This window comes from Streptomyces sp. CBMA123, assembly GCF_014596465.1.
In the GTDB taxonomy this organism is placed as follows: Bacteria; Actinomycetota; Actinomycetes; order Streptomycetales; family Streptomycetaceae; genus Kitasatospora.
Genome location: NZ_MECK01000068.1, coordinates 18786 through 34878 on the forward strand (window position 1 = coordinate 18786; position 16093 = coordinate 34878).

Below are 16093 nucleotides of genomic sequence, written 5' to 3' on the forward strand. Positions count from 1 at the left end.
TCCTGCAGCTCCCCTCTCAGCGTCCTCTCCCCCAGCGCCACCCGCCCGCGAAGGAGTCCGCCATGTCGCTGCTGCCCGGTGCCGAACCGTACCGCCACCACGGCGGACCGGTCGGGGTGCTGCTGTGCCACGGCTTCACCGGGTCGCCGCAGTCGCTCCGGCCGTGGGCCGACGAGCTGGCGGCCGCCGGGTTCACCGTCTCGCTCCCGTTGCTGCCGGGGCACGGCACCCGTTGGCAGGACATGCAGGTCACCCGGTGGGAGGACTGGTACGCGGAGGTCGAGCGCGAGCTGCTGACCCTCGCCGAGGAGTGCGAGCAGGTCTTCGTCTGCGCGCTGTCGATGGGCGGCGGGCTGGCGCTGCGGCTGGCCGCGCTGCACGGCCCGACGGTGTCCGGGCTGGTGCTGGTCAACCCGTCGGTGCGCTCGGACAACCCCGCGGGTGTGCTGCTTCCGGTGCTCCGGCACCTTGTCCCGAGCATTCCGGGGATCGCGAACGACATCCACAAGCCGGGCGCCCACGAGGTCGGTTACGACCGGACGCCGCTGCACGCCGCCTGGTCGCTGGGCCGGCTGTGGCGAGAGGTCCAGCGGAGGCTGCCCGAGGTGACCCAGCCGGTGCTGCTCTTCCACAGCCCGCAGGACCACGTGGTCTCGCCGGCCAACTCGGAACTGGTGCTGGCCCGGATATCCTCGACCGACGTGACGGAGCGGCTGTGCCAACGCAGCTTCCACGTCGCGACGCTGGACCACGACGCGGCGGAAATATTCGCGGCGAGCCTGGACTTCATCCGACGGCTGGCTCCCGCGCACGCGGCGGGCGCCGACAGGGCCGAATCCGACGATCACCATGGCTGAAGGGCCGGAAGTGCACGAGAGCAGCACTGCGGGCAGCGGGGACGACAAGCCCCGTGAGGACGGCGCGCGGACGGACGGGGCGCGGACGGACGGGGCGCGGACGGACGGGGCGGCGAAGGACGCCACCGCCCAGGGGGACGCCACCGAGGGGACCTCGACCGCCCCCGGGAACGCCACCGTCCACGGGGACGGCACCGTCCAGGGCGACCCGACGGCCTCCGGCCCGGGATCCGACGGCGCCGCACCGCCCGCGCCCGCCGCCGGAACCGCCCCCACGGCGGACGCCCCGGCACCCGTGGAGCCCCGACCGCGCCGCACCGCCCCCGAGCGCAGCCAGGCCGAGCAGGACGCGATCTTCGCCGCCCTGGTCGCCCAGTTCGACGACCCCGTCGACCTCACCAACCCCAACTGGCCCGAGGTCGAGAACCTCCGGGCGCAGAACGAGCTCAAGGGCGGCTTCAAGGACGGCTCCGGCCCCAAGACCGGCCAGGCCGGCCCGGACGACCTCGCCGACCTCGCCCCGCAGCCCCGCCCCCGCGCGGGCGGCCCCGTACTCCCGGCCGCGAGCCCGGGCCCGCGCGACTTCGAGCTGGCCGAGGACGCCGACGAGGGCCACTACGTCCCGCCGGAGCCCCCGCCGCTGCCGCCCGCCGACACCACCGCCAAGTTCGCCTGGCTGGCGGTGCTCGGCGGCCCGGCCCTGCTGCTGATCGACGCGGTGGTGTGGCGGGAGATCTCCGGCTGGCCCGCCTGGGTCGGGGTCACCGCCTTCCTCGGCGGCTTCGTCACCCTGGTCGCCCGGATGAAGGACCGCGACGAGGACGAGCCGGAGGACCCGGACCACGGCGCGGTCGTCTAGGGCCTGTCCGGTCGGGCTCGGCGCGCCCGGCAAGACCGGCCGGGCAGGGCTTACGGCGCGTCCGAGGCCGCCGGCAGTTCCAGGACGGCCAGCACCGGCAGGTGGTCGGTCGCGGCCCGCAGGTCGGCCTCGGTGACGCCGGGCAGCCCGTGCGGCACCCCGCAGCCGAGGACGGTGATCCCGGGCGTCGCGAAGACGGCGTCGATCCGCTGGTAGGGGTTCTCCGGCACGGAGGTGAACTCGCCGCCCCAAGGCGCGGTCTGGTACCCGTCCCACATCCGCGAGGCCAGCAGCTGCCAGCCCGGCCCGTCCGGGTGTTCGTTGAAGTCCCCTGCCACGATGCCCTGTTCGGCGATCGTCAGCTGGTCGAGCAGCAGCTCGAACTGCCCGTACCGCTCCGCCTGGTCCAGGCTGAGGTGGCAGCTGGTGAGGGTGAACGGCGCGGCGCCGGGCAGTCGCAGCAGGGCGGTGGCGAAGCCGCGCGCGTGCAGGCCGCGGGTCTTGGGCAGCAGCCGGTCGTGCACGCCCAGGACGTCCACCGCGCCGGGCCGGCCGAGCAGCAGCGGGCCGGCGGCGGTGCGGCCGCCGCCGGCCAGGACGACCGTCCCGGTGTTCCGGGCCAGCCAGGCGGCCTGTCCTTCGGGGCGCCAGTAGCGCGGGGACTCCTGGACGCAGACCAGGTCGGGCGCGCAGGCCCGGATCACCCGGGCCAGTGCCCGCCGGTCGTCGCGCAGCGAGCGGATGTTGTAGCTGAGCAGGCGCAGTCGGCGCGGGCCGGCGGGCGGCGGTTCGATGGGCGCGGCGGTCATGGTCCTCCCCTGGTGCGACGGCACGTGCGGTGCCACCTGGGAAGACCGTAGTGCGACGGCGGCGGCGCGTCCGGGATTGGTCGGGGCCCGGTCGCTCCGCCGCCGGCGGGTCCGGCTCCCCCCTCCGTCGGCCGGTACCGGCGAAGGGGGTGTCACCCTCAGGTGCGGGCGAGGTCCGCCGCGCCGACGATGCCGGCCGCAGAGCCCATGGAGGCGAGCACGACCTCGGCGCGCGGGCGGTGCACCCCGCCGGTCAGGTAGTGCTCGAAGGCCTTGGCGACCGGGTCGAGCAGCAGTCGGCCGGAGTCGGAGACGCCGCCGCCGAGGACGAACACGCCCGGGTCGAACAGCGCGGCGAGGTCGGCCATGCCGCGGCCCAGCCAGTCGGCCAGCTCGGCGTAGCACTCCAGGGCGAGCGGATCGCCCGCCTCGGCCGCCTCGGTGATGTGGATGCCGCGGATGGTCTCGGCGACGCCGTCGTTGAGCTCCAGCATCCGCCGGCCGCGCACCGGGTCGGCCGCGGCCTTCTCCCGGCCGTAGCGGCGCAGCGCGCGCCCGGAGCCGTACTGCTCCCAGCAGCCCTTGCCGCCGCAGCCGCACGGCAGGCCGTCGGGGACCATGTTGAGGTGGCCGATCTCGCCGGCCACGCCGAAGCGGCCGCGGTGCAGCCGCCCGTCGAGCACGATGCCGCCGCCGATGCCGGTGCCGACGGTGATCAGCACCATGTCCTGGTGGTCGGCGGCCGCGCCGAAGCGGAACTCAGCCCAGGCGGCGCAGTTGGCGTCGTTTTCGACCACCGTGGACAGGCCGGTGAGCTCCTCGATCCGGCCGCGCAGCGGCTCGTTCTCCCAGTCGATGTTGGGCGCGAAGATCACCGTGGAGCGATTGCTGTCGACGAAGCCGGGGGCCCCGACACCGACGGCGGTGACGCCGGAGTGCTGCTCCTTGAGTTCGCGCACGGCCTGCGCGATGGCGTCGACCGCCCACTGGGGGTCGGCCGGGGTGGGGACCCGGGTCCGGGCCAGGATCGCACCCGCATCGTCGACCACGCCTGCCGCGATCTTGGTCCCGCCGACATCGACGCCGATGGTCAGAGCCATGTGTCCCTCAGCTATTCACTCGTTCCCGCTGGACGGAACGGTACCGCCCAACCCTGCCCCCGTACACAGCCTCGCATACATTATCCGAAGACAATTCTGGGCCAGCCGGGCCGCGATGCTTCAAAAGTCGTATCGAAATTCCTTCTTCGTGACGTACGAGAGCAGCCTGCTCACGCTGCGGAGGTTACGGATTCACTGCTTGGCGGACGGCCCGTCAGTCGCGTCGGGGCCCTCGGTCCGGCCGGGTGCGTCGAGGTCGATCTTCTCCACCGACGCCCCGTCCCCGGCGGTCCAGCGCTGCTCGTGCCCGGCGACCGCGGAGCGGTAGGCGGCCAGCAGCTCGGCGCCGGCGGCGGCCAGCCCGGAGCCGGCCGCGGCGAGGTGGGTGTAGACCTCCGGCTGCTGGGTGCGCAGGCGGTCGGCCAGCCCGGACAGGGTGATCAGGGTGGTGGCGCTGGTCTCCTGCGCCTTCTCGCCGATGGCGGTGGCGAACCGTCGCACCTCGTCCACCAGCGGGCCCAGCTCCGGCCCGAACGGGTGGGACGGCCCGCTCCCCCGCTCGGTGCCGGGCTCGGTACGGTCGTCGGTGCTGGTCATCGCGGGCGCCTCCTCAGCCGTGGCCGCACCCCGCGGCCCCTCGGCCCGACGCTACCCGACCGGCCGTGAGCCCGGGCCCCGCTGATTCGGCCAGGAGCCGGAAGGCCCGTCAGCCCTGCGGCCAGAGCGACGGGTCGGGCGCGAACCGCACCGAGAGCACGCCCTCGTGCAGCCCCGCCCCGGCGACCGTGCAGCGGCGCAGCGCGGACGGCAGCGGCAGGACCCGGCGGTGGGCGCCGAGGCCGACCACCAGGTCGTCACCTCGGCGGACCAGGTCCAGGCCGGTGCGGTCGGCGCCGGGCAGGTCGAGGTGCCAGACCAGCAGGCCCTCCTCGGCGAGCCGGTCCTCGACGGCCCAGGGGCGCGCTTCGAGCCGCTCGGGGCCGGGCCCGTCCCCGTACAGGCGGTCCGCGACGGCCTCCAGGGTGCCCTCGGCCAGGCCGGTGACCAGCACCGGGACGTCGGTCCCGGCGATGAGCCGGTCCAGTTCCTCCTGGCGGCGGCGGGCCAGCTCGGCCAGCCAGGGGTCGGGCGAGGCGAGGGCGGCGGGCGGCAGCGCGCCGTGCACCACGACGGCGTCCGGCCGGTGCCCGTACAGCGCGAGCCCGGCCCGGGTCCGGCGCAGTTCCTCGTACGGGTGGCCGTCGGCCGGGACGACCAGGCGCACGCTGGTGCCCGGGTCGCTGATCGCGGCGCGGGACTCGGCCAGCACGGCGGCGGCCCTGGTGCGCCCCTCGTACAGCCACTCGGCGGGCATCGGGACGCCGGCCAGCCCGGCCAGCAGCGGGCGCAGCGCGCGGGCGGCCTGTCGCTGCTCGGGGACGAGCCGGTCCAGGTAGCGGCCGAGCTGCTCGGGCAGGGCGAGGGTGGAGATCAGTTCGGCGGGTGGCGGGGCGAGCACCACCAGGACGTCCTGGTCGGCGGCGGGCAGGGCGCGCAGCAGGGCGAGCCGGGCGATGCCGGGGAGGGCGGTCAGCTCCTCGGGGTCGAGCTGTTCGGCGCCGAGCAGGTCGAGGGCGGGCTTGAGCCGGCCGGAGAGCTCGCCGACGGCGTAGCGGAAGGCGGCCTGCTCGTCGATCCGGGAGACCGTCAGGCCCGGCGCGTGGTGGAGCGGTTCGGGCTCCAGGCGGGTGCCGAGCGCGGAGTCCAGGGTGCGGTGGGGGTCGTCGGCGGCGAGCAGCCAGGTGCGGTGGCCGCGCCGGGCGGCGTGCAGGGCGGTGGCGGCGGCCACGGCGGGCGCGCCCGCGTCGCCGCTGACCAGGATGGTGCGCGTCGCCGTCATGCCGTCAGCCCCCGTTCCGCCGTGCCGGCCCCGTCAGCCCTCGACGCGCTTCTTCAGACCGGCCAGCGCGCGGTCGATGATGACCTTCTCGGCCTTGCGCTTGATCATGCCGAGCATCGGGATCTTGACGTCCACGGCGAGCTGGTAGGTGGCCTCGGTGCGGCCGCCGGCCAGCGGGGCGAGGGTGTAGGAACCGTCCAGCGAGCGGAGCATCTGGCTGCGGACGAGGGTCCAGCTGACCTCGCGGTCGGCGTCCCAGGTGTAGGCGAGGGTGTGCTCGTCCCGGATGGCGCCGGCGTCGAGCAGCAGCCGGACCTGGGCGGCGCGGCCGTCCTCGCCGGTCTCCAGGACCTCGATCTCCTTGACCTCGCCGGTCCAGGCCGGGTAGGCGGCGAAGTCGGCGATCACGGCCATGACCGTGGCCGGGGTCGCGTCGATGGTGATGCTCGACCTGGTGTGCTCCGCCATGGAATGGCCCTCCGCGTCGTCCCTCTGCCTGCCGGTCCGGTCGAGGCGTGCTCGACCCGATCCGCCCGGAGCAGGCTATCGCGACCGGCGATCGGCTCGGCCGCGCGGGCACCGGCGTCGGTGGCCGGGGTCCGCGGTGGCGGGCCTTGCGGGCGGGCGGCGAGGCAGGCTACCGACCGGTCACCACCGGGCTGTCGTAGGGTGCCAGTCGAACGACCCGGTCACGGCCTGGTCCGACCCGGCCGGGTGTGACACTTCGAACACCGGGGCCGACCCCCCTGGTCGAAGCTGCCTACTGGGCAGTAACGTCCTGCCGTCCCGCAGCGTCGCGAACGAGGAGCAGTCTTGCTCGACTTCAGCCTTCCGGCTCTCTACCAGGTACCGAGCGGCAGTAACCTCTCCGACCCTGTGCACCGGAACGCCGAGGAGCACCCGGACGTCGCGGTGCTCAGCCGGAAGGTGGACGGCCACTGGCAGGAGTTGACCTCGGTCCAGTTCCTCGCCGAGGTGCACGCCGCCGCGAAGGGCCTGATCGCCGCGGGCATCGAGCCCGGCGACCGGGTGGGCATCATGTCCCGCACCCGGTACGAGTGGACGTTGCTGGACTTCGCGATCTGGACGGCCGGCGCGATCACCGTGCCGGTCTACGAGACCTCCTCCGCCGAGCAGGTCGAGTGGATCCTCGGCGACTCGGGCGCGGTCGCCGTCCTCACCGAGACCGACCAGCACGTCAAGGTGGTCGCCGAGGTCCGCGACCGGCTGCCGGGGCTGAAGCACACCTGGCAGATCGAGGGCGGCGCGCTCGCCGCGCTGGCCGAGGCCGGCCAGGGCGTCCCTGACGCGACGGTCCAGGAGCGCCGCGCGATCGCCGGCCCCGACGACATCGCCACCATCGTCTACACCTCGGGCACCACCGGCCGCCCGAAGGGCTGTCAGCTGACCCACGGCAACTTCCTCGCCGAGTGCGGCAACGTGGTCGAGCGCCTGGCCCCGCTGTTCCGCACCGGCGACAGCTCCGTGCTGCTCTTCCTGCCGCTGGCCCACGTGCTCGCCCGGATCGCCGAGATCGCCCCGGTGATGGCCCCGATCAAGCTGGGCCACGTCTCCGACATCAGGGACGTCACCGCCGAGCTGGCCTCCTTCAAGCCGACCCTGATCCTGGGCGTGCCCAGAGTGTTCGAGAAGGTCTACAACACCGCCCGTGCCAAGGCCCAGGCCGACGGCAAGGGCAAGATCTTCGACAAGGCGGCGGACACCGCGATCGCCTACAGCCGGGCGCTGGACGCCGGCGGCGCGGGCCTGGTCCTGCGGCTCAAGCACGCCGTCTTCGACAAGCTCGTCTACAGCAAGCTGCGGGCCGCCCTCGGCGGCCGGGCCACCCACGCGATCTCCGGCGGCGCCCCGCTCGGCGAGCGCCTCGGCCACTTCTACCGGGGCATCGGCTTCACCGTCCTGGAGGGCTACGGCCTGACGGAGACCTGCGCGGCCACCGCCTTCAACCCGTGGGACAAGCCGAAGATCGGTACGGTCGGCCAGCCCGTCCCCGGCGCCTCCGTCCGGATCGCCGAGGACGGCGAGGTCTACTTCAAGGGCCCGCACGTCTTCACCGGCTACTGGAACAACCCGCAGGCCACCGCCGACACCCTCAAGGACGGCTGGATCGCCACCGGCGACCTCGGCTCGCTGGACTCCGAGGGCTACCTGACCATCACCGGCCGCAAGAAGGAGATCATCGTCACCGCGGGCGGCAAGAACGTCGCCCCGGCCGTGATCGAGGACCGGATCCGGGCCCACGCCCTGGTCGGCGAGGTCATGGTGGTCGGCGACCGCAAGCCCTTCATCGCCTGCCTGATCACCGTCGACCCGGACTTCTTCCCGAAGTGGAAGGAGCTCAACGGCAAGCCCGCCACCGCCACCGTCGCCGAGCTGGCCGCCGACCCGGACCTGCTGGCCGCCCTGCAGGCCGCGGTGAACGACGGCAACGCGGCCGTCTCGCACGCCGAGGCGGTCAAGAAGTTCCGCCTGCTGGACACCGAGTTCTCCGAGGAGAGCGGCCATCTGACGCCCTCGCTCAAGCTCAAGCGCAACGTCGTGCTCAAGGACTACGCGGCCGAGATCGAGGCGCTCTACCAGAAGTAGGCCGTCCGCAGACGTAGGCCGTACGCGGAGAGGGCCCCGGGACTCCCCGGGGCCCTCTCCCGTGCCGGTGTCAGCCCGCCAGCAGCGCGGTCAGCCGCCCGGCCAGCAGGTCCCAGCGCCAGGACCGCTCCACCCAGCGCCGCCCGGCCTCGCCGAGGCGGCGGCGCAGTTCCTCGTCCCGCAGCAGCCGGACGATCCGCTCCGCCGCCGCTCCGGCCGAGCCGCCCGGCACCACGTACCCGGTCTCGCCCTCCAGCACCGCGTCCGGCGCCCCGCCGGAGTCCCCCGCGACCACCGGCAGGCCGGTCGCCGAGGCCTCCAGGTAGACGATCCCCAGGCCCTCCACGTCCAGCCCGCCGCGCCTGGTCCGGCAGGGCATCGCGAAGACGTCCCCGGCCCCGTAGTGGGCGGGCAGCTCCTCCCAGGGCACCGAGCCGGTGAACCGCACCGAGGCCCGTACGCCCGTGGCGTCCACCAGCTTCTCCAGGTCCGCCCGGTACGGGCCGCCGCCGACGATCAGCAGCACCGCGTCCGGCACGTCCGCCAGGATCTGCGGCATCGCCTCGATCAGGGTGTCCTGGCCCTTGCGCGGCACCAGCCGGGAGACGCAGACCACCACCGGCCGGTCCGCCAACCCCAGCCGCCGGCGCACCTCGGCGCCCCCGGAACCGGGGTGGAAGGTCGTCTCGTCCACGCCCGGCGGCAGCTGCACCATCCGGGCCGCGGCCTGCGGCCCGACCGCGGCGGCGATCCGCGAGCGGGTGTACTCGCCCAGGTACGTCAGCACGTCGGTGCCCGCGCCGATCCGCCGCAGCAACTGCCGGGAGCCCGGCAGCTGGGCCCAGGCGGCCTCGTGCCCGTGGGTCATGCCGAGCAGCCGCCCGGCCCCGGCCCGGCGCAGCGTCGGCGCCATCAGGCCGAGCGGCGCGGCGGCGCCGAACCAGACCGAGTCGCACTTCTCCGCGCGCAGGATCTCGGCGGCCCGCCGGGTGACCCGGGGTGTGGGAACCATCACCTTCGTACGGTCCCGGATCACCGGGAACGGCTGCTCGGCGTCGAAGGCCCGCACCTCGGTGCCGTCCCGCCAGGTCGAGGCGTACACCACGACGCTTCCGGCAGGCTGACGGACGGCCATGTTGTGCACGAAGGCCTGGATGCCCCCCGGACGGGGCGGGAAGTCATTGGTGACGATCAAGGTTCTGTGCATCAGGCCACGGCTCGCTCGGTCGGGGGGTGCTCGGTGTACCGCTGGGTGATCCGTACGATAGGTCAACACCATGACCCGCCGGGAACGGATCCGCCCACGGCAACCGTTTGACCCCCGGGCCTGTCCTAGTACCTAGGCCGCGGACGCGGCGGCCCGGGCGTCCGTCAGTTCGACGCCTCCGGTGAGGACGTCGAGACGAACGAGGGAGCGCAGTGGAGTTGGCCCCGGCCACCGAGTCCGGTTCTTCACGCGGCCGCCTCGGCCGCCCGCTCGGGGCGCTCGCCGCCCTCGGGGCGACCTGGGTGGCCACCCGCACCGTGCTGGTGCTGCTGATGACCGGCGTGCTGAAGTCGCCCGGCGGCGACGTCACCGCGGACGTCTGGATGATCTACCACGCCTGGTACGGCGTGCTGCAGACCGGCACCTTCCCGTTCGACGACGTCACCTGGCAGTACCCGCCGGGCGCCGCCCTGGTGATCCTGCTGCCGGGCCTGCTGCCCTGGTCGTACCTGACCTCGTTCTGGGTGATCTGCGGGATCGCCGACGCCGCCGCGGCCGCGCTGCTGATCCGCACCGGGCTGCGCAAGGGCCGGACGCTGACCGGCGCCTGGCTGTGGGTGGTCGCCGTGCCGCTGCTCGGCCCGATGATCTACAACCGCTTCGACCTCCTGGTCACCGCCCTCGCCCTGGCCGGTCTGCTCGCGCTGATCCGCCGCCCGGCCATCGGCGGGCTGCTGCTGGGCCTGGGCGGCATCGTCAAGGTCTGGCCGCTGCTCGGCCTGATCGGCACCCCGTCCGGCCGCCGCACCCGCCGCTCCTGGACGCTGGCCGCCGCCACCGCCGTCTCGGTGGGCTTCCTGCTCGCGGCCGGGATGAACGGCGCCTTCGGCTTCCTGGCCTTCCAGGGCGCCCGCGGCATCGAGGTCGAGTCGGTCGGCGCACTGCCGCTGCACCTGGCCCGGCTGGCCGGCGGCTGGGACGGCAAGGTCACCATGAACTACGGCTCCCCCGAGATGCTCGGGCCGTGGGTCAGCGTGATCAGCAAGGTGATGATGGCCGGCACCGTGCTGGGCTTCCTCTGGCTGCTGCTGTGGCGCTTCACCGCCCGCCGCCGCAACGCCGCCACCATGTACGACGCGGCGCTGTGCGCGCTGCTGATCTTCGTGGTGACCAGCCGGGTGATCAGCCCGCAGTACCTGGTCTGGCTGGTCGGCGTCGCCGCGGTCTGCCTGACCGTGCGCGGCACCAGCCAGCGGCCGGTGGCGCTGCTGATCCTGCTGGCCTGCCCGCTCACCCTGCTCGAGTTCCCGACGATGTTCACCCAGGTCCTCAACAGCGAGCCGCTGGCAGTCACCGTGCTGGGCCTGCGCAACCTGCTGCTGCTGACCGCCACCGTGCTCTCCTGCGTCCGGCTCTGGCGCTCCACCCGCGCCCCGGCGCCGCTGCCGCCCACCGTGGTGCTGGCCGAGCCGCCGGCGCTGCCGCCCGCCTCCGCCTACCCGGTGCGCCCGGGCATCGCGTACGAGCAGGACCTCCTGGACGGCATCGACCACCCGGCCGGCCGCTAGGCCCTGTCCGGCCCGGGGGCCTTCAGCCCCGGCTCTTCAGGGCTTCCACCTCGGCCAGCCAGAGCCCGGTGAACTCGGCCAGCCCGACGCCCAGTTCGCCGCGCAGCAGCCGGTCGACGCGGTGCTCGCGGTCCTCACCCTGTCCGTCGCCCGCGCCGACCGCCCGGTAGAAGTCGACCAGCCGCCCGGTCCCGTACCGGCGGGCGATCAGGTCGCAGGCCAGCCAGGACTGCTCGTAGGCCTGGGCGATGCCGGTGGCGCCCGCGGCGAAGTCCCCGTCGGCGGGCAGCGCGGTGGGCAGCTTCCCGGCCGCGACGTCCCGGGCCAGCTCGGGAGCGATCTGCTGCGGGCGGCGGCCGGACTCGCGGTAGGCGGTCCAGTCGGCGACGCCCTCGGAGAGCCACAGCGGGGTCCAGGCCCGGGTGTCGGCCCGGGTGGCGACATGGGTGGCCTCGTGGGTGACGACCACCTGCCGGCCGAAGCCGCTGAGCCGCCCGAACGCCTCGGGGTTGATCACCACCCGGTCCGCCGGGGTGTGCCAGGGCGCGCCGGGGGCGGCCACGGTGACCGCCGCCATGCCCGTCCAGCCCGCCGGGTCGGCTTCCAGCAGCCGGGCGAACTGCGGCTCGGTGGCGGGCAGTTCGAGCAGCAGCCGGCCGGGCCAGGCACTGCCCCAGACCGCGTTGACGGCCGGCACGGCGCTGTCCCCCACCGCGACCAGCCCGGCCGGGTCGGGCCCGCCGGCGAGGCCGAGCACCAGGCAGTGGGCGCCCGGGGCGGTACGGGCCGGGCCGAGGTCCCACAGCGCCGGGGGCCCGCCGGTGCCCTCCTCCCGATCGACCCGCCAGCCGCCCGGGTCCCGGACCAGCTCGATCCGGCGCGGGTACACCACGGGGTACTCGTCGTACCCGCTGATCCGCACGGCCAGTTCGACGGAGCCGGTCAGCCGGTCCGGTCCGCCGGCCGGCGACAGCACCAGGTTGCGGTACGTCGCCTCGGCCCCCGTCAGCCCCGACCAGACGGGCAGCGAGCGCGCCCGCGCCGCCAGCAGCCCGGCGACCTCGCCCCGCAGGTCGCCGGCCCGCCCGTCGGGCACCGCCACCGGGGCGGCCGGCGGCAGCGACAGCTGGGCCAGTCCGCCGGCGGCCAGCAGCAGCGCACCGCGCCGGGACAGCACGCGGCGGGCCGGGTCTATCGGGTGGGGGCCGTCCGGCCCGGTGGGCGTCGCGCTCAGAGCCGGACCACTCCCGAGACCGGCATCGCGTTGACGCTCTCGTACCGGACCTTGGCACCCGGGTACGGCGCGTGCACCATCACCCCGCCGCCGGCGTACATCCCGACGTGGTGCATGTCCCGGTAGAAGATCACCAGGTCTCCCGGCCGTGCTTCGGAGAGGTTGATCCGCTGCCCGGCGTACGCCTGGGCCTGCGAGGTCCGCGGCAGGGTCACTCCGGCCTGCCGCCAGCTGTAGTACATCAGACCGGAGCAGTCGAAGGCACGGGGTCCGGTGGATCCGTAGACGTAGGGCGAGCCGATCATCCGCACCGCGGCGGCCAGCGCGGCGGCCCCGCGCTCGGAGGCGGCCGGGGCGCTGCCGAGGTCCAGCCGGTCGGTGCCGCGGGTGGCGCGCTGTTCGGCGTCCCGGGCGTCCTGGGCGACCATCCGGGTCCGCTCGGCGACGCCCAGGCTGTTGAGCAGCTTCTGGGCCTTGGTCAGCCGTTGCTGGATCTGCTGCTTGTTCTCGGCCAGCGAGCGGCGGGCCTGGTCCAGTTCGGCGAGCTTGGCCGCGGTCTCGGTGCGGCGCTGGTCGAGCCCGCGCTGACGGGTGACCAGCTCGTGCAGGGTCTCCTGCTGACGTTCGGCGGCCTGGCCGAGGGTCCGGGCGCGGGCGAGGTAGCCCTCGGGGTCGGTGGAGAGCATCAGCTGGGCGGTCTGGGCCATCCCGCCGCTCCGGTACTCGGCCCCGGCCACCGTGGCGAGGTCCCCGCGCAGCTGGTTGAGCTGGTCCTGGGCGGCGGCGACCTCGCCCTGCAGGATCGTGGTCTCGCCGAGGAGCCGCTTCTGCGCCTCCTGGGCGGCGTTGTACTTCTCCGACGCCTGCTCGGCCTCGTCGTACAGCTGCTCGACCTGGGCCTTGACGTCCTTGCGGTCGGGCGCGTCCGGCGCTCCGGGGGCGGCCTGGGCACTGCCGGCGGTCGCCACGCCCAGGGCCGTGGTGGCGGCCGCGGTCAGTACCAGCGCACGGGCGAGCAGTTGGGAACGACGGTGCACGGGCATGTCGGCAGCGGCTCCATTCCTGCGGCGCGGCCCCGCGGCCGCGCCCTGCTGGGCGGCCGTCGAGCGGGAGTCCGGTGGCAGACGTTAGCGAGTCCGGGCAAGCGAGTCCAAACCCCTCCGGACCCGAATATTTGACCCCTATTCGGACATCAGGCCGAGCCGCCGGAAAAGCCGCAGGCCCGGCCCCCCGTGGCGGAGGACCGGGCCCGTGAACCTTCGAGCGGGGATCAGACCCGGACGATGGAGGCCAGCGGCATGTTGGAGACGGCCTCGTAGCGGACCGACGCACCCGGCTTGGGAGCGTGCAGCACCTGGCCGTTGCCGGCGTAGATGCCGACGTGGTGGGCGTCGCCGTAGAAGATCAGCATGTCGCCGGGCTGGGCCTGGGAGATGTCCGAGCCGATCCGGGTGCCGGCGCCCGCCTGCTCCTGGGAGGTGCGCGGCAGCGACACGCCGGCCTGGTTGAACGCCCAGACCATCAGGCCGGAGCAGTCGAAGGAGCCGGGGCCGGTGGCGCCCCAGACGTACGGGCTGCCGACCTTGGTGGCGGCGGCGGCCAGCGCGGCCGCGCCGTGCGAGCTGCCCGGGGCGATCTTGACCGGCGCGGAGGCGGCGCCCGCGCCGATGTCGCTGCGGCTGCTGTCGCGCGAGGCGCGGTCCGAGCTGGCGGGCTGGGCGGCCTTCGCGGCGGCGTCCGCCTTGGCCTTGGCGTCGGCGGCGGCCTTGTCCTCGGCTGCCTTGATCGCCTGGCGCTCCTGCTCGGTCAGCGTGTTGAGCAGGTCCTGGGCCGCCTTCAGCTTGGTCTGGACCTCGTCCTTGGAGGCCTTCAGCTGGGTGGTGGTGGACTCCAGCTCGGCGAGCTTGCCCTGGGCCTCGGTACGGTCCTGGTCCAGCTTGCGCTGCTGGTCCTGGAGCTGCTTCAGCTGGTTCTTCTGGGTGCTGCCGGCCTGGTTGAGCGCACCGGCCTGGCTGAGGAAGTTGTCCGGGCTGGAGGAGAGCATCAGCTGGACGGTCGGGGATATGCCGCCGTTGCGGTACTGCTCGCCCGCGATCTCGGCGAGGCCGCCCTGGAGGTCGGTCACCTGCGCCTGCTGCCGGGCCACCTGGTCCTGCATGCCGGAGACCTGCTTCTCCAGCTCCTGCTGCTTCTCCTGGGCGGCGTTGTACTTCTCGGTCGCCTGCTCGGCCTGGTTGTTGAGCTGGTCGACCTGCTCCTTGACCTGGTCCTTGGTCGGCTGCGGGTCGGCGTGCGCGCCGGACTGCGCGGAGAGCGCGACGGCCGCGGCGGCGAAGCCGGTCAGGATCGAGACACGAGCGCGACTGGCGGGCTTGGGACGACGATGGGACGCCACGAAGGCGGGCTCCTTCTTCCTACGTCCGCCTACCGGGTGAGCTGACGGGTTCGGGCCGGAAGCATGCCCTACGACGCCTCACCGGCCTCACCTACGGCCGACCTGGCGCCGATTCACCCCGGAGGAACGTGGTTCCCCGGCTCCGCTCCGCAGCACCCCCGACTACTGGGCTCCCCTGTCGGGCAGTCGCTTCGACCTGCCCCGCTGTTTCGCGAACTCGGCGGTAACCACCGCCGCCACCCGGGCTGGGTGATCGACAGTGCGGTGGTTCGGAGCATGACCCTAGTAACTGAACCGTGATCCGTTCAAATCCTTGTCAGAAAAAAGACGGAAGATTACCCATGTTCTTTTGTGAAAATGACTGATGGTGATCAGTTCCGCACGCAAAGCTGATCAGGTCTCACGAGTCAGCCACGGAACGGACAAGCCGAAGCGCCACCCTCCGACCGGAGGGTGGCGCGGATCACACGGCCGGAACGGGCCCCGACGGCGTGTCGGCCCGTCAGATCCGGCGGATGGTGTTGATCGGCATCGCGTCGGCCTTCATCACCTTCACCACGTCACCGGTGTGCGGCGCGTGGACCACCATGCCGTTGCCGATGTACATCGCGACGTGGTGCATGTCCCCGCCGTAGATCACCAGGTCGCCCGGCTGAGCCGTGGCCAGCGTCACCGCGGTCCCGATGTGGCCCTGCTCCTGCGAGGTGCGCGGCAGCGAGACGCCGGCCTGGCCGTACGCCCAGACCATCAGGCCCGAGCAGTCGAAGGTGCTCGACCCGGTGGCGCCCCAGACGTACGGCGAACCCTGCTTGCTCATCGCCTTGGCCACGGCCACGGCCGCGTAGCCGCTGGCCGGCGGCAGGTTGCTGAGGTCGACCCGGTCGGCGCCGCGCGAGGCGCGGTCGTCCTGCTGCTGCTGGGCCCGCAGCGCGGCGCGGTCGGCGGCACTGAGCGAGTTCAGCAGGTCCTGGGCGGCCTTCAGCTTCGTGTTGACGTCCGCCTTGGCCTGGTTCAGGTCCTTGGTGGTGGAGTCCAGCGAGGCCAGTACGGCGGCCGCCTCGGCCTTCTCCTGGTCCAGCCGGCGCTGCTGGTCGAGCAGGCCCTTGAGCGCCTCGGTCTGACTGGTGCTGGCCTGCTGGACGCTCGACGCCTTCTCCAGGTAGCCCGACGGGTCGGAGGAGAGCATCAGCTGGACGGACGGGTCGATGCCGCCGGTGCGGTACTGCTCGCCGGCGACCTGGGCCAGGCCGGTCTGCAGCTGACTCATCTGGTCCTGGCTGCGGGCCACCTGATCCTGCAGCTGGTCGGCCTGCTTGCGGAGCTGGTCGGCGCGCTCCTTGGCGCCGTTGTACTTCTCCGCCGCCTGCTCCTGGTCCTGCTGGAGCTGGTCGATCTGCGCCTTGACGTCGGTCGTGTTCGGCTGCGGCGCGGCGTGCGCGGCCACCTGAGCGGAGAGGGCGACCGCGGTCGCAGCGGCAGCGGTGAGCACGGAGACCCGCGCGCGGCTGGGCTGCCTGGGACGGCGGTGGGAGGCCAAGAGACCGGCTCCTTCTTCCAACGGACTCGCCCGATCGGGTG

14 protein-coding genes and 1 riboswitch are annotated in these 16093 nt (G+C 73.7%); of the genes, 4 read left to right on the top strand and 10 right to left on the bottom strand.

Annotated features, from left to right (window positions below; translation table 11 throughout):
• The first annotated feature begins 62 nt into the window (after positions 1-62).
• Together BG452_RS10605 and BG452_RS10610 are read left to right on the top strand one after the other, a co-directional pair.
• A complete protein-coding gene (locus tag BG452_RS10605) occupies positions 63-857 on the top strand; it encodes an alpha/beta hydrolase (RefSeq protein ID WP_188303981.1) in 795 nt (264 codons plus the stop codon).
• On the top strand, positions 850-1716 hold the full coding sequence (locus BG452_RS10610) for a hypothetical protein (protein ID WP_223242040.1): 867 nt from the start codon (positions 850-852) through the stop codon (positions 1714-1716). Before BG452_RS10605 ends, BG452_RS10610 begins: the two co-directional genes overlap by 8 nt.
• A gap of 50 nt (positions 1717-1766) precedes the next feature.
• On the opposite strand, the gene BG452_RS10615 is transcribed toward BG452_RS10610, so the two are convergent.
• The 5 genes from BG452_RS10615 to BG452_RS10635 form a co-directional block, all read right to left on the bottom strand.
• On the bottom strand, positions 1767-2525 hold the full coding sequence (locus BG452_RS10615) for an endonuclease/exonuclease/phosphatase family protein (RefSeq protein ID WP_188303982.1): 759 nt from the start codon (positions 2523-2525) through the stop codon (positions 1767-1769).
• 158 nt (positions 2526-2683) lie between these two features.
• A complete protein-coding gene (locus tag BG452_RS10620) occupies positions 2684-3625 on the bottom strand; it encodes an ROK family glucokinase (protein WP_188303983.1) in 942 nt (313 codons plus the stop codon).
• A 192-nt stretch (positions 3626-3817) separates the two neighbouring features.
• Complete coding sequence (locus BG452_RS45475; protein ID WP_223242041.1) at positions 3818-4222, bottom strand: DUF5304 family protein; 405 nt, start codon at positions 4220-4222, stop codon at positions 3818-3820.
• 109 nt (positions 4223-4331) lie between these two features.
• Positions 4332-5504 carry an ArsA family ATPase gene (locus BG452_RS10630; protein WP_188303984.1) on the bottom strand — a complete coding sequence of 391 codons (1173 nt, stop codon included), beginning with the start codon at positions 5502-5504 and terminating at the stop codon, positions 4332-4334.
• 33 nt (positions 5505-5537) lie between these two features.
• Positions 5538-5972, bottom strand: a complete 435-nt coding sequence (locus tag BG452_RS10635; protein ID WP_188303985.1) for an SRPBCC family protein — start codon at positions 5970-5972, stop codon at positions 5538-5540.
• A gap of 345 nt (positions 5973-6317) precedes the next feature.
• Between BG452_RS10635 and BG452_RS10640 the strand changes: the two genes are divergently transcribed.
• Positions 6318-8111 (top strand): AMP-dependent synthetase/ligase, encoded by a 1794-nt coding sequence (locus BG452_RS10640; protein ID WP_188303986.1) that lies wholly within the window; start codon positions 6318-6320, stop codon positions 8109-8111.
• A gap of 70 nt (positions 8112-8181) precedes the next feature.
• Here the strand turns inward: BG452_RS10640 and BG452_RS10645 are convergent, their stop codons facing one another.
• The gene (locus tag BG452_RS10645) at positions 8182-9318 is read right to left on the bottom strand and encodes a glycosyltransferase family 4 protein (RefSeq protein WP_188303987.1); all 1137 of its coding nucleotides are present in this window, start codon (positions 9316-9318) and stop codon (positions 8182-8184) included.
• 212 nt (positions 9319-9530) lie between these two features.
• Here BG452_RS10645 and BG452_RS10650 point away from each other — a divergent pair, with 212 nt between their 5' ends.
• Positions 9531-10886: a glycosyltransferase 87 family protein gene (locus BG452_RS10650; protein ID WP_317620979.1), complete on the top strand. Its 1356-nt coding sequence runs from the start codon at positions 9531-9533 to the stop codon at positions 10884-10886.
• A 22-nt stretch (positions 10887-10908) separates the two neighbouring features.
• On the opposite strand, the gene BG452_RS10655 is transcribed toward BG452_RS10650, so the two are convergent.
• The 4 genes from BG452_RS10655 to BG452_RS10670 form a co-directional block, all read right to left on the bottom strand.
• Positions 10909-12063 (bottom strand): hypothetical protein, encoded by a 1155-nt coding sequence (locus BG452_RS10655; protein WP_188303988.1) that lies wholly within the window; start codon positions 12061-12063, stop codon positions 10909-10911.
• Between the two features lie 53 nt (positions 12064-12116).
• Entirely contained in the window at positions 12117-13163 is a 1047-nt protein-coding gene (locus BG452_RS10660; protein ID WP_188303989.1) for a C40 family peptidase, read from the bottom strand.
• A 227-nt stretch (positions 13164-13390) separates the two neighbouring features.
• A complete protein-coding gene (locus BG452_RS10665) occupies positions 13391-14515 on the bottom strand; it encodes an NlpC/P60 family protein (RefSeq protein WP_188303990.1) in 1125 nt (374 codons plus the stop codon).
• Between the two features lie 10 nt (positions 14516-14525).
• Positions 14526-14680, bottom strand: a riboswitch (cyclic di-AMP (ydaO/yuaA leader).
• A 337-nt stretch (positions 14681-15017) separates the two neighbouring features.
• Positions 15018-16052, bottom strand: coding sequence for a C40 family peptidase (locus tag BG452_RS10670; RefSeq protein WP_188303991.1), 1035 nt, complete (start codon positions 16050-16052; stop codon positions 15018-15020).
• Between the last annotated feature and the right edge of the window lie 41 nt (positions 16053-16093).

What these genes read in the sequence shown, in the direction of transcription:
- BG452_RS10605 (WP_188303981.1), top strand. Translation starts at nt 63, where the DNA reads ATGTCGCTGCTGCCCGGTGCCGAACCGTACCGCCACCACGGCGGACCG.
- BG452_RS10645 (WP_188303987.1), bottom strand. Translation starts at nt 9,318, where the DNA reads ATGCACAGAACCTTGATCGTCACCAATGACTTCCCGCCCCGTCCGGGG.
- BG452_RS10620 (WP_188303983.1), bottom strand. Translation starts at nt 3,625, where the DNA reads ATGGCTCTGACCATCGGCGTCGATGTCGGCGGGACCAAGATCGCGGCA.
- BG452_RS10610 (WP_223242040.1), top strand. Translation starts at nt 850, where the DNA reads ATGGCTGAAGGGCCGGAAGTGCACGAGAGCAGCACTGCGGGCAGCGGG.
- BG452_RS10635 (WP_188303985.1), bottom strand. Translation starts at nt 5,972, where the DNA reads ATGGCGGAGCACACCAGGTCGAGCATCACCATCGACGCGACCCCGGCC.
- BG452_RS10615 (WP_188303982.1), bottom strand. Translation starts at nt 2,525, where the DNA reads ATGACCGCCGCGCCCATCGAACCGCCGCCCGCCGGCCCGCGCCGACTG.
- BG452_RS45475 (WP_223242041.1), bottom strand. Translation starts at nt 4,222, where the DNA reads ATGACCAGCACCGACGACCGTACCGAGCCCGGCACCGAGCGGGGGAGC.
- BG452_RS10630 (WP_188303984.1), bottom strand. Translation starts at nt 5,504, where the DNA reads ATGACGGCGACGCGCACCATCCTGGTCAGCGGCGACGCGGGCGCGCCC.
- BG452_RS10660 (WP_188303989.1), bottom strand. Translation starts at nt 13,163, where the DNA reads ATGCCCGTGCACCGTCGTTCCCAACTGCTCGCCCGTGCGCTGGTACTG.